A 12,985-nucleotide genomic window follows, 5' to 3' on the forward strand; every position below is an offset into this window, starting at 1 on the left:
TGATGACACGTGACGACTCCGACCGGGACGGTTCCGGTCATAAACCAGTTGCTGACGGTGGGACGGAGGCGGCGGGGGCCGACGACGTCGCGCTGGACCCGTGGGGCTCCTCGACGGTGTCGGACTACCGGAAGCTGTTCGCCGAGTTCGGCATCGAGGAGTTCGACGAGATACTCGACGAGGTGCCCAATCCCCACTACCTGATGCGCCGGGGCGTCATCTTCGGCCACCGCGACTACCGACCGGTCGCGACGGCGATGCGCGAGGGCGAGGAGTTCGCCGCCCTCTCGGGGTTCATGCCCACCGGCGACCCCCACATCGGTCACAAGCTCGTCTTCGACGAGATAATCTGGCATCAACAGCAGGGCGGGGACGCCTACGCGCTGATCGCCGACCTGGAGGCCCACAGCGCCCGCGGCCTCAGCTGGGACGAGATCGACGAGCACTCGCGAAACTACCTGCTGAGCCTGCTCGCGCTCGGGTTCGACCCCGAGGACGGCGAGCTGTACCGCCAGTCCGACAACCGCGAGGTCCAGGACCTGGCCTTCGAACTCGGCGCCGAGGCGAACTTCTCCGAGATGGGTGCCATCTACGACTTCGACGGCGAGACCGATATCTCCCACATGCAGAGCGTCGTCACGCAGATGGCCGACATCCTCTACCCCCAGCTCGAGGAACCGAAGCCGACGGTCATCCCCGTCGGCCCGGACCAGGACCCCCACATGCGCCTGGCCCGGGACCTCGCCTCGCGGATGCGCTACTTCGGCGTCACGCGCGCCTACGCCGGCTTCGGTCTGGAGGAGGCGGAACGGGAGATACTCGACGACCTGTACGCGGACCTCACGGACGAACCCACCGACGCAGGCGACGGCGCTGACCCCCTGCGTTGCGAGGACGCCGCCGAGGCGCTCCGGGACGCCCGCGGCCGGTACGAGACGGCAGGCCGCGACCCCGCAACCGTCGACTCACTCGTCGAGAAACTCGAGAACGCGGGCAAGGAACCGCTCCGGCCGCGGACCCGGTTCCTCGACCGCAACGCCACCGAGGACGCCTTCGAGGCGCTCATCGACGCCGTCGAGGGCGAGAAGCGCGTCTACGACGAGCACGTCGACTCCTTCGAACTTTCCCGCGAGGCGGCCGAGGAACTGGCCCGCGAGGTCGAACTCGACCACGGCGGCTACGGCTTCCTGCCGCCGTCGTCCATCTACCACCGGTTCATGACCGGATTGACCGGCGGGAAGATGTCCTCCTCGATTCCGGCCTCCCACATCAGCCTGCTCGACGACCCCGCGGACGGCTACGACAAGGTCAAGTCCGCGACGACGGGTGGCCGGGCGACGGCCGAGGAACAGCGCGAGAAGGGCGGGAAGGCAGACGAGTGTCCGGTGTACGAACTGTACGCCTACCTGCTGGCGGGCGACGACGACGAGTTCGCCAAGGAGGTGTACGCCGAGTGCGTCGGCGGCGAGCGCCTCTGTGGCGGGTGCAAGGAGCAGGCGGCCGAACTGATGGAGCAGTTCCTCGAGGACCACCAGGAGAAACGCGAGGAGTGGGAGGCGAAGATCGACGAACTGGACGTCGACCTCGACTCCGACCGGAAGTGACAGTGACCGCACCACGTACGCCAGTACTCGCTTACTGACTCGCTTTGCCGGGGTTCGACCGGGCACCACGCTCTGGCTTCGACCCGTTCTGCCCGCTCGCCCCGCGGTTCGGCTCGCCCTTGCAGACGACGGTGACGGTGCGTTCCAGTTCGACGCTGCTGCCGCCCGCGGTGACGGCCGCGACTCGGATCGTGAATCGGTCGCTTCCGGATGGATTGGCGCCGCAGGTCACGCTGGCAGTGACGGCGACGGACTCCCCGATGCCGACCGGCGTCGGCGGCGGCTGGACGCCGTGCCCGGTGAGCCGGGGCGGGGACGGATGCCCGGTCGAACGGACCGACGCGTCGACGTCGACGATGGCCGCCGGGAACCGGTTGGTGATAGTCAGCAGGGCGACCCCTCTGTGGTTGCCGTTCGGTAACTCCGGTGCCGCCGACTCCACGGTCAGCAGGGCGCTGTCGTCGGCACCGGAGGCGATCTGGACGTTTCGCTCGCTCGCCGCGGTGGTGAACCCGCCGCTGCTCGTCACCAGGACCAGCGAGACGGCGAGCGCGACGACCGCGACCGGTCGGCGTCGGGTCATCCGTCTAGCTCGGCGGGCCGCTCGGTCGACCCCAGCCGCATCTCGGTGCGGTTGTAGTACGTGTGGACGACCGAGGCGACGAGGACCGTCGTCGTCGCGAACGCGCCCCAGGCGATGTCCGGGAACGCCGTCAGGGGGACGAGGTCCGCACCCGCGGCCGCCAGCAGTGCGACGTTGAGGACGCTCAGCCCGAGGTAGAACTGGCTCCACGGGACGTCAGCGCCGGTGACGACCTCCATGTACACGTCGAGGTCGTCCGACGCGGGCCCCAGCCGGACCGTTCCCTCGCGGTCGTCGAACTCGACGACCCCCAGGTCGTCCATGCGCGGCAGGTGAACCTGCTGGAGCGAGGTGTACACCCGTTTCCGATCGGCCGAGGAAACCTCGCTGAGGCTCACCTCGTTCTCCCACGCGGCGACGATCTCGGCGAGTTCCCCCAGCTCCGCGCGCTGGTCGCGCTCGTGGAGATAGTAGAGGACGTATCGTCTGCGATGGTTACTCAGCAGGTCGAACCCCTGGTCGTGCGAGACGCCCTCAGACCCGCTCTCGATCCCTATCGAACCCGATGGCTGTACTGATTTACTCATGACCACCCCTCACCAAATTACAGTATAGATCCTGTAAATATAAGTTGGGGGGTTAGTACGAAAAACGCCGCTCGCCGCGGCTGCTGACAGCCGTCGGGCCGGGTCGGACGCTGGAACTGGTCTGCGATGGTGAAAGACTGGACGGAGAGCCACCAGTTCGCTGGTACGACTCCCCCTGCGGTCCGTTCTGGCACGTCCTTCGGCCGCTTCAGGCCGGGTGATACGCCCTGGCGCGCCGGTTCAGACCGACCGATACGATCGGGCCGCTTCGTTCCGGCGGCTCGATACAATGGGGTGTGGGGTCGTCGACGAAAGTGCACACTCACCCGCGAAACGAATCGCGGACGGCCCGCGTCAGTACGGGTCAGGGGGGTGTGGTCGAAATCAGGTGTGAGTACCAATGCAACGACGCAAATTCATGATAGGTGTGGGATCGCTCGCCGCCGGCTCGGCGGCTGCAATGGGGACTGGCGCGTTCACGAGCGTGACGGCCAGTCGGGACGTCGACGTGGAAGTCGCGTCGGACGCCTCCGCGTACCTCCGGCTCGAGGGGGCCGGCGGGCCGAACGCTCCGTACGTCACCGACGACGGGAGTTCCGGCACGCTGGGCATCACCCTCGATCCGAGCAACAGCACCGCGGCCGGCGGTGAAGGCGTGAACCCGGACGCGCTCACGCGCATCGACGACCTGTTCGTTGTCGAGAACCAGGGGACCCAGTCGGTCGACGTCTCCATCGCCAAGTCCGGTGACAACAGCGGTCTGGTCTGCTTCTTCGCCAACGACGCCCAGGGCGCGAGCGATCCGTACGACGAGAGCAACGGATCGACGGCCCGGATCGACGGCTCCGGCAACGACGTGACGCTGAGTCCCGGCGAGAGCGTCTACGTCAGCCTCCAGATCGACACGCGCGGTGAAGGCGTCGGCGACGGCGACGAACTACTCGACACCGTCGTCGTCGAGGCGGTGGCCTGACGGGGTGAACAGAGATGGAACGACGCAAATTCGTGCTGAGTCTCGGCGCGCTCGCCGGTGGTGGCGCAGCGGTCGGGACCGGCGCGTTCAGTTCGGTCGGTGCGAGTCGTGACGTGACCATCGACGTCGCGGGCGACGCGAGCGCGTACCTGGGCATCAAGCCCCACAGTGGGCCCAATGGACAGTACGCCGACACGACGAGTAGCGACGCCCTCGCGCTCGACTTCTCGGGCAGCAACTCGAATATCGGCAACGGAATCGCCGGCGGCGAGGGCGTCAACGCGAACGCGCTGACGACGTTCGCGAACGTCTTCACTGTCGAGAACCAGGGGACCCAGGACATCGACCTGGAGGTGACGCCGCTGGCGTTCATCGAGACGGACGGGGCCCCGTTCCCGACGTCGCTGCTGCTGGTCCTCATCGTCCCGGCGGCGTTCTCGATCACGCTCAGTCCGGGGCAGTCCCAGGACTACCACGTGGTCGCGCTGTCGCTGGAGTCCGACGGCGAACCGGACGTGAGCCTGCAAGACGAGATGCGGATCACCGCGGAGGAGGCCTGACCATGAGTTCCGATTCACCCACGGTCGACGACTACTTCGAGGCATCGGACGAGTACGACCACGACGACAAGTCGGAGATTCCCGCGGAGAAGCTGGCGGAACTCGAGGCGGAGATTTCGGCGCTCCAGTCGGACTGACCTGGCTGGCCGCCGGTCCGGTCCGTCGTGATCTCTCTCCTTTATTTCACCACTACTTATTTAGCATCTTGAACGCAAGGGCGCTGTATGGGTGGTGAACGGGGGTTCGGGGTCGCCGTAGAGGTCGCTGCCGTCGTCCTGCTCGGCGCGATGGTCGCCGGGCAGGCGCTCGGCCAGCCGATACTACTGAGTTACGTCACGACCGGGAGCATGGAGCCGACGCTGGAACCCGGTGACGGGTTCGTCGCCATCCCGGCGGCCGCCGCCGGGCCAGTCGAGACGGGCGACGTGGTGGTGTTCCGCGCCGAACAGTTGCACGGCGGCGGGCTCACGACCCACCGCGTCGTCGAGGAGACCGACCGGGGCTACGTGACGAGGGGTGACGCGAACCCCTTCACTGACCAGGACGGCGACGAGCCGCCGGTGAAGGCCGAACAGGTCGTCGCGGTCGCCTGGCGACCGGGCGGCGACGTGCTCGTCCTGCCGGGACTCGGCACGGCAGTCACCGGGACGCGCTCGATACTGGACACCGGACAGCGCCACGTCGCCGGACTGCTGGGCACGCGAGCGGTGCTCGGGCCGCAGGGACTCGCCTACCTCCTCTCCGGGACGACGGTCGGCTACTACCTCGTGAGCGCCTGGCGGGACGACGGTGGCGAGCGCGAGCGCACCCGGACGCGCGAGACGCCGACGGATCCGCGGCTCTACGCCGCCGCCTTCACCGCGCTCGTCGTCGTCGCCGCGACGGCCGCGATGGTCGTCCCCGCCGGGCCCCAGCAGTTCGGCGTCGTCAGCTCCGAGTCTGACTCGCCGGGCCCGCGCGTCATCGAACAGGGGACCAGCGAGTCTGTCGACTACCCGGTCGGCAACGGCGGGTTCGTCCCCGTCGTCGCGTACTTCGACTCGCGGAGCGACCGGGCGAGCGTCGAACCGACGTCGGTGGCCGTCCCCGCGCGCGAGTCCCGGAGCGTCTCGGTAACCCTCACCGCGCCGCCGGAGACGGGCTACTACCGGCACTACGTCGTCGAACACCGGTACCTCGCGGTACTCCCCCGGCCGCTCATCGACGCGCTCTACGGGATCCATCCCTGGCTCCCGATACTCGCGGTGGACGCGCTCCTGGCCGGGCCGTTCTACCTGCTGAACAGGCGCCTGCTGGGCACTGGGCGAGTTCGGTCGCGCTCGCGCGGCCGTGACCCGGCGCGAGGCACGTTGCTGGGGTTCGAACGATGACGGGGTCGTACGACGATGCGACGGCGCCGCGCCTGGACGCCACGGAGCGCCGACTCCGACAGCTCAGGATACTCGTCGACGACAACCTCGCGCTCGTGGTGGCCGCGCTCGTTCTCGTCGCGCTCCTGGGGGGCTACGTCACGTACGGGACCCACGTCGCGCCCGGGACGACGACGGAGACCCGCGAAGTGTCGGACTGGGAGTCGTCCGGCGAGTTCTCCCACCGGGCGACCGTCGTCAACGGCACCGACGCCTTCGAGCGCGGGGCCGTCCTCCGGAACCGGTCGGTGTACTTCCAGCGGGTCGCGCCGACGCTCGACGGCCGGTTCGCCTACGAGTACGCGGCCAGCGACGGCGGGTCGCTGACGGTGACCGTCGAGACGGTGGCCGTAATTCGCTCCGTGTCGTCGTTCGACGGGGACGGTACGACCGAGCACTGGCGCGTCGAGCGGCCACTGAACCGCGAGCAGGTCGACTCGGTCGCGCCGGGCGACCGGGTCACCGTCCCGTTCTCGGTCGACGTCTCCGCCCTCTCCGAGCGCGCCCGCCGGATCGAACGCCAGCTGGGTGCGAGCCCGGGCCAGACGGAGGTCAACGTCACCTCGCGCGTCACGGTGTCGGGCACCCGCAACGGCCAATCGGTCGAGGAGACGCGGCGCTACCACCTCCCGATAGAACCCGGCGTCGGCGTCTACCACGTCGAGGAGCCGGACCCGGACGTGCTTACGGACTCCGACGGGACGACCGAGCAGGTCGCCGTCCAGCGCTCCTACGGACCGATCCGGGAACTCGGCGCGCCGCTGCTGTTCGTGGCCGGCGTCGGTGGACTCGCTGCCATCGCCGTCGCCCGGCGCCGCGACGCGCTCGCGGTGAGCCAGGCCGAACGAGAGCGTCTGGCCGCCGCGGCGACCCGGGAGCAGTTCCACGACTGGATCACGCGCGCACGCGTGCCGGCGTCGGCGCGGGTGGACCCGCTCGTCCCGGTCGACTCGCTCGAAGGGCTCGTCGACGTGGCCATCGACACCGACGCGCGCGTCGTCGAGGACCGGGACCGGGGCGAGTTCGTCGTTCTCGGCGACGCCGTCACGTACGTCTACCGGCCGACGGACTCCCGGGTCGGTGGCGTCGGCACAACTGACCTCGACCCCCTCTCGTATTCGGACGAGTCGCCCTCGTCCGGCGGCCTCACCAGCGCCGAGGTGACGACGGACGGTCGCGAGAACGGTGAGACGACGGCCCCATCGGCGAACGGAACCGAGCCCCCCTCGTCGGGGACTGGAGCGACCCCGGACGAACCCGAAAGCGGTGCTCCGGCGAACCCCGATCCGGACGACGGGGTGTCCGCGGAACCGATAGCCGCCGAGAACGGCGATAGTCCTCCGACGGACCTGATACCGGCAGACCGGGTGACTGGCGCGTCGGTAGATCCGTCGTTGAACACATACGCGCCGGGCACAGACGCGCCGGACACCGATGCGCCGGACACAGACGCGCCGGACCCGTCTCCTGACGATTCGCCGTCTGCACAGTCCGCCGATGGGACCGCGTCGGCCCAGTCGACAGCGGCGGCCGACGGCACCCTCGAGACGGTGCCGGTTCCGAGTCTGGCCGTCGACGACCACCCGGCGATCTATCACGAGAACGACGGCGCGGACGCCGACGGCTGGCCGTATGACGAGACCCTCGCCGGTCCCTCGCCGTCGGACGACTGATAGTGGTGGTTGTAACTTTTCACCGGCGTTCGACGTGGCCGATGGCGTCGAACGCGGGTACGGGCTTACAACCACCACTATGAGGCCGTCGAACACCTCGGCGTGCTCCGCAACGCTTTTTTCGCCCTGTGCGTACGTTTCGCACATGGCATCCGAACCCCCGTTCGGTCGATCCGCGCGCCAGCCGCCGCAGCGCCCGGGGTTCGGCTTTTTCTTCGTCGCCCGTTGACGGGTGGTGGACTCCGGGGTCGCCGGAACGCGACCCCGGACGAAACCGCTCGCTCTGGGAGGGCGCTACTACTCGACGGAACTCCGTCGACACGCGCAGCAACAAGAACCGTTAACTGACGAACCACCGGTACAACAGACAACGACCACTATCGCATGAAGTTACCACAGGCACAGGCGGCGGTCCTCCGGGCCGCCGACGCGGACGAGGACAGGCGCATCGACGAGGTGGCCGCCGAGGCCGACCTCAAACCGGAGACGGCCACGCGGGCCGCCTTCGAACTCGAAGACCAGGGACTCCTCACCGTCTCCGAGGAGACGGTCGAGTCCGTCGAACTCACAGAGGAGGGCGACCGGTACGTCGACGAGAGCCTCCCCGAGCAGGACCTCTACGCGGCCGCCGTCGACGCCGGCGCCGGCGAGGGGCCGGTGTCGATGGGCGAGGCCATCGGCGCCTCCGGCCTCGAGGGTGCTGCCGTCGACATCGCGCTTTCGAACTACGCCCGCAAGGGGTACGGACAGATCGACAGCGGCGAGATAACGGCGGACCCCGACGCGACGCCCGGCAACGACCCCGAGATGAACGCGCTGGAAGCGGTCGCCGACGGGAGAGTCGAGACCGCCGGCGCGGACGCCCTCGACCAGCTGGAGCGGCGCGGGCTCGTCGAGCGCACCGAGACCACCGTCCGGTCGGTCCGGCTGACCGACGACGGCGTGACCGAACTGATGGCCGGTATCGAGGTCGCTGAGACCGTCGGCGAGGTGACGCCGGAACTGCTGACCAGCGGCGAGTGGGAAGACGTCCAGTTCGCCGAGTACAACGTCGAAGCCGACGCCGAGCAGCTGCAGGGCGGGAAGGAACACATCCTCCGCCAGACCGCCAACCGCGTCAAGGACGTCCTCGTCGGGATGGGCTTCCAGGAGATGGAGGGTCCCCACGCCGACGCGCAGTTCTGGATCAACGACTGCCTGTTCATGCCCCAGGACCACCCGGCACGCACCCACTGGGACCAGTTCGCCCTCTCGAACCCCGAGGAGATCGACCACCTGCCCGAGGACCTGGTCGAGCGCGTGAAGTCGGCCCACCTGGAGGGCGTCGGCCCGGACGGCGAGGGCTACCACTCGCCGTGGGACGAGGACGTCGCCCGCGGCATCGACCTGCGTGGCCACACGACCTCGCTGTCGATGCGCTACCTGTCGGGTCACCAGGTCGGCGAACTGGAACCGCCCCAGCGGTTCTTCAGCGTCGAGAAGGTGTACCGCAACGACACGCTCGACCCGACGCACCTGCTCGAGTTCTTCCAGATCGAGGGGTGGGTCCTGGCCGAGGATCTCTCAGTTAGGGACCTGATGGGCACCTTCACCGAGTTCTACGAGCAGTTCGGCATCACCGACCTGGAGTTCAAGCCCCACTACAACCCCTACACGGAGCCGAGCTTCGAGCTGTTCGGCACCCACCCCGAGACGGGCGAGATCGTCGAGGTCGGGAACAGCGGCATCTTCCGGCCCGAGGTGCTCGAACCGCTGGGCGTCGACGCCGACGTGATGGCGTGGGGGCTCTCGCTGGAGCGCCTGCTCATGCTCATGTACGGCTTCGAGGACATCCGCGACGTCCACGGGACGCTGGCGGACCTCGAACTCCTCCGCGAGACGGAGGTGGTGTACTGATGCCCGTCGTCGACGTCGACCCCGACGAACTGCGCCGCCTGACGGGTCACGACGAGAAGGACGACGACGAACTCCGATCGGACCTGTTCAACCTCGGTCTGGAGTTCGAGGGCTGGACCGAGGACGACGAGTTCCAGCTCGAATTCGCCCCCGACAGGCTCGACCGGCTCTCCGTGGAGGGGGTCGCCCGGTCGCTGCGCTACCAGTACGGCGACGACCGCGGGGTGTACACGCCCGGGACGAACCACGCCGAGTGGGTCGTCGAAGTCGAGGACACGCCGCCGGAGCGACCCTACGTCACGGGCGCCGTCGTCCGCGGGCTGGACATGGACGACGAGGCGCTGGACTCGATCATCCAGCTCCAGGAGAAGCTCCACGCGACGATGGGCCGCCAGCGTGCCAAGGGCGCCATCGGCGTCCACGATCTCACGATGCTCAAGGGCGAGGCCGGAGTCGAGGGCGGCGGGAAGTCCGTCACCTACACCGGCATCGACCCCGAGGGCGACACGTTCGTTCCCCTCGAAGGCGACCAGGAGATGACGCCCGGCGACGTCGTCGAGGGCCACCACATCGGCAAGGAGTACGCCGACCTCGTGAGTGATCTCGACCGCGTGCCGGCCATCTACGACGCCATCGGCCTGTTCTCGTTCCCGCCGGTGGTCAACGGCCGCCGGACCGAGGTCTCGACGGGCTCTCGCGACCTGTTCATCGAGATGACCGGGACGGACCAGTGGACAATCGACCACATGCTCAACATCGTCTGCTACGCGCTCGACGCCCGCGGCGGACAGGTCGAGGAGGTCCGCGTCGAGTACGCGGCCGACGCCCCCGGTGAGTACTCGGGCCAGCAGTTCGTCCGGCCCGACCTCGCCACGAAGACCAAGACCGTCACCCACGAGCGAATCGAGCAGATCCTCGGGATCGAGCTGGACCCAGAAGAGGTCGTGGACTGCGCCGAGCGCGCGGGGCTGGACGCCCGCGGCGAGGAGGACGAGGAGACCGGCGCTGTCTCCTACGAGTTCGACGTCCCGCCGTATCGCGTCGACGTGCTCCACCCGCTGGACGTCATCGACGACATCGGTCGGGCCTACGGCTTCAACACGCTCGAACCCGAGTACCCCGACGTCTCGACGGTCGGCGGACGCCACGAGCGCTCCCGGCTGGAGGACGCCGCCCGGGACGCCCTCGTCGGCCTCGGCTTCGAGGACCTGCTCAACTTCCACATGATCAACGAGGAAGAGAACTACGAGCGGATGGAAGTTGAACCCGGCACCGACGTCCTCGGCGCTGGCGATCCGGTCACCATCGAGCAACCCTACAGCGAGGACTACACGATGCTCCGGACCTGGGCGCTCCCGTCGGTCCTGATGGTCCTGGAGAACAACACCCACCGGGCCTACCCCCAGGATCTGGCCGAGATCGGCCTCGCTGCCGAAATCGACGAGAGCGAGAACACCGGCGTCGCCGAACACCGGACGGTCGCGGGCGCGCTCGCGCGCACGGACGCCTCCTACGAGGACGCCAAGGCCCGCCTCCAGACGTTGGCGAAGGCCTTCGGCAAAGAGCTGGAGACGCCGCCGACCGATCACCCGACGTTCATCTCCGGTCGCGCGGCCGAGGTGGTGCTGGACGGCGAGTCCGCCGGCGTCATCGGCGAAGTTCACCCGAAGGTGCTGGTGGAGCACGACCTGGAACTGCCGGTGGCGGCCTTCGAGTTCCGGCTGGACGCGCTGGAGTAAGTCGGTTCTTAGTAACTGCCTAATCCGGGCGTTCTCGTTTCGTCCGTCGGGGTGACGCTGTTGACATTCGCTTCTCTGGGTTCGCTCTGGGTAGAATCGCCGTTCGGTACAGGTCAGCTAGGTATCGATTGGTGGGTGTGTTCGAGAAGGGACGGGCAATACCACAAACACCTCGAAAGCCCTCGGCGCGCTCGTCGCGCCCTGAGCGAGATATCCTCGCTCCTCCGTCGCTCGGATAGGGCCCGCTCAGGCCACGCGACCGCGCCTCGCCCTTTCATTCCACCAAGGACAACGTCGCTCGCGCGATGAAACGCGCTCGCGCTTGACTCCACCACTCCTCCCCGGACCCGGCGCGTCCGCGCCGGGTCACGCGTCCTGACCGCTCCCCATCCGCCCGGCCGGGAGCGGCGTTTATGCCGCGACCAGGGGAAGGGCAGGGCTGCGGTGCTGTGCTGGCCTTGGAGGAATGAAAGGGCGAGGCGGGGTCCGGGAACCCGGGCGCAGCAAGCACCGAACGGAGTGAGGCGCGCAGCAAGCCCCGGGACCGGAGCCCGCCGAGGGCTTTCTGGGTCTTGATATTGGTGTTGATTTCACTGACTCGACCGAGAATCAATCACTCAATTCACACACTCTATCTAACACCTCCGGCCGAGTTGGACAGGGCCGTCGTCAGTCGCTCAGATCCAGAACACCCCTGATCACGCCGAGGGCGGAAGCACCAGCTCCGAACTGTGGAAGACGATCTGTTCGGCCTCGACGTCCTCGTAGACGGCGCCCCAGCCGCCGACGAGGTGGCGGCCGTCGTCGGTCTCGACGACGAGGGTGACGAGGCTGGCGAGTTCGCCGTAGGTCGGCGGCTCGTCCGAACCGAGGTCGTGCTCCGGGTAGACGACGTCGGCGAGGACGCCGGTCACCTCCCGCTTCTCGCCGGTATCGGTATCGACGCCGACGACGGTGACCGGGACGACGCTGCCCGACCACCAGAACGGGTAGACGTCGCGGACGAACTCCTCCATGCTGACGTAGGTGTACTCGGTTTCGCCACGTCGGTAGACGGGCTCGCAGACGGACCAGAGGCAGAGCTGGAAGTACCAGTGGAAGACGAACGCGAGGATGTCGTCGTTGAAGACCATGCCGTAGGAGGCGGGGGCTCGTTCGTTCGGCGCGAAGCAGATGTGGGTGCGGTCGACCAGCGCGACGAATGGACCCGGGATCTGTCGGCGACGGATCGCTGTCGCGGGCTGTTCGGAGCCGACGGCGTCGACGGCGCCGTCGCCGAGCCCCTCGACGGAGGCGCGGACGACGGCGCCGTTCTCACGGGCCTCGCGCATGGCTTCCTGCAACCCGTAGTACTGGGCCGGCGTCGCGGCGACGTCGACCGACGTCTCCGCCGCCCGGACGAGGGACTCGGCCTGGTCGAGGACGGCGTCGACCCGGTCGAAGAGGGCGATCCGGTGGTCTTGCAGCGTCGCCTGCTCCCAGCCGTCTTCGATGTCCTCGGCCGCCGCCGAGAGTCGTTCGCTCGTGTCTCGTAACCCGTCGACGACGTCGGAGGGCTCCCCGGCGCGGGCGTAGCGCCGGTCCTCGCGCTCGAACGTCTCGACGTACCCCTCCCGTTCGAGGTCCGCCAGGACGTCGTAGATCCGTGACCCGGGCACGCCGCTACGTTTCGCGACGTCGATGGCGGGCAACGCGCCGTGTTCGAGCAGCGTCGCGTACGCCTGCGCCTGGTACGAGTTGAACCCGATCGTCTGCAACCCTCGCTGTATGGCTTCCGTGTTCATGGTTCGCTGTTCCGGTGTCTCCCGCAGTCGTTCGAGTACGAACGGCCGCCGACGCCTTAATTCCCGACTCCCTAACCACGGAACGAGTGTGGCTGCGGACGCTCGCCCGGAGCGACTGCACACCGGTACCTCGGCACTCGGCCACCTGGGCGTCCGGCCACCTCGGCGCCCCGCAAC

General features: G+C 68.3%; 11 protein-coding genes. 8 read left to right on the forward strand and 3 right to left on the reverse strand.

The window, feature by feature from the left end; translation table 11 throughout:
* Positions 1-2: 2 nt before the first annotated feature.
* Positions 3-1,604, forward strand: coding sequence for a tryptophan--tRNA ligase (locus AC5FRV_RS07680; RefSeq protein ID WP_493560514.1), 1,602 nt, complete (start codon positions 3-5; stop codon positions 1,602-1,604).
* A 31-nt stretch (positions 1,605-1,635) separates the two neighbouring features.
* On the opposite strand, the gene AC5FRV_RS07685 is transcribed toward AC5FRV_RS07680, so the two are convergent.
* Both AC5FRV_RS07685 and AC5FRV_RS07690 read right to left on the reverse strand, forming a co-directional pair.
* Positions 1,636-2,187, reverse strand: coding sequence for a hypothetical protein (locus tag AC5FRV_RS07685; RefSeq protein WP_493560515.1), 552 nt, complete (start codon positions 2,185-2,187; stop codon positions 1,636-1,638).
* On the reverse strand, positions 2,184-2,774 hold the full coding sequence (locus tag AC5FRV_RS07690) for a DUF7344 domain-containing protein (RefSeq protein ID WP_493560516.1): 591 nt from the start codon (positions 2,772-2,774) through the stop codon (positions 2,184-2,186). Before AC5FRV_RS07690 ends, AC5FRV_RS07685 begins: the two co-directional genes overlap by 4 nt.
* A 400-nt stretch (positions 2,775-3,174) precedes the next feature.
* On the opposite strand from AC5FRV_RS07690, the gene AC5FRV_RS07695 reads away from it, so the two are divergent.
* The 7 genes from AC5FRV_RS07695 to pheT all read left to right on the forward strand — a co-directional run bounded on the left by AC5FRV_RS07695 (position 3,175) and on the right by pheT (position 11,024).
* Complete coding sequence (locus tag AC5FRV_RS07695) at positions 3,175-3,747, forward strand: DUF1102 domain-containing protein (RefSeq protein ID WP_493560517.1); 573 nt, start codon at positions 3,175-3,177, stop codon at positions 3,745-3,747.
* Between the two features lie 14 nt (positions 3,748-3,761).
* The gene (locus AC5FRV_RS07700) at positions 3,762-4,307 is read left to right on the forward strand and encodes a hypothetical protein (RefSeq protein WP_493560518.1); all 546 of its coding nucleotides are present in this window, start codon (positions 3,762-3,764) and stop codon (positions 4,305-4,307) included.
* 2 nt (positions 4,308-4,309) lie between these two features.
* On the forward strand, positions 4,310-4,444 hold the full coding sequence (locus AC5FRV_RS07705; protein WP_281244919.1) for a hypothetical protein: 135 nt from the start codon (positions 4,310-4,312) through the stop codon (positions 4,442-4,444).
* 87 nt (positions 4,445-4,531) lie between these two features.
* Positions 4,532-5,677, forward strand: a complete 1,146-nt coding sequence (locus tag AC5FRV_RS07710; protein WP_493560519.1) for a signal peptidase I — start codon at positions 4,532-4,534, stop codon at positions 5,675-5,677.
* Positions 5,674-7,389, forward strand: a complete 1,716-nt coding sequence (locus AC5FRV_RS07715) for a DUF5305 domain-containing protein (protein ID WP_493560520.1) — start codon at positions 5,674-5,676, stop codon at positions 7,387-7,389. The genes AC5FRV_RS07710 and AC5FRV_RS07715 overlap by 4 nt, the downstream gene beginning before the upstream one ends.
* Before the next feature lie 384 nt (positions 7,390-7,773).
* Positions 7,774-9,285, forward strand: a complete 1,512-nt coding sequence (gene pheS, locus AC5FRV_RS07720; RefSeq protein WP_493560521.1) for a phenylalanine--tRNA ligase subunit alpha — start codon at positions 7,774-7,776, stop codon at positions 9,283-9,285.
* A complete protein-coding gene (pheT, locus tag AC5FRV_RS07725) occupies positions 9,285-11,024 on the forward strand; it encodes a phenylalanine--tRNA ligase subunit beta (protein WP_493560522.1) in 1,740 nt (579 codons plus the stop codon). Before pheS ends, pheT begins: the two co-directional genes overlap by 1 nt.
* Positions 11,025-11,722: 698 nt before the next feature.
* On the opposite strand, the gene AC5FRV_RS07730 is transcribed toward pheT, so the two are convergent.
* Positions 11,723-12,808, reverse strand: a complete 1,086-nt coding sequence (locus AC5FRV_RS07730; RefSeq protein WP_493560523.1) for a TrmB family transcriptional regulator — start codon at positions 12,806-12,808, stop codon at positions 11,723-11,725.
* Positions 12,809-12,985: the final 177 nt, after the last annotated feature.

It is taken from the genome of Halomicrobium sp. HArcel3, from assembly GCF_058933135.1.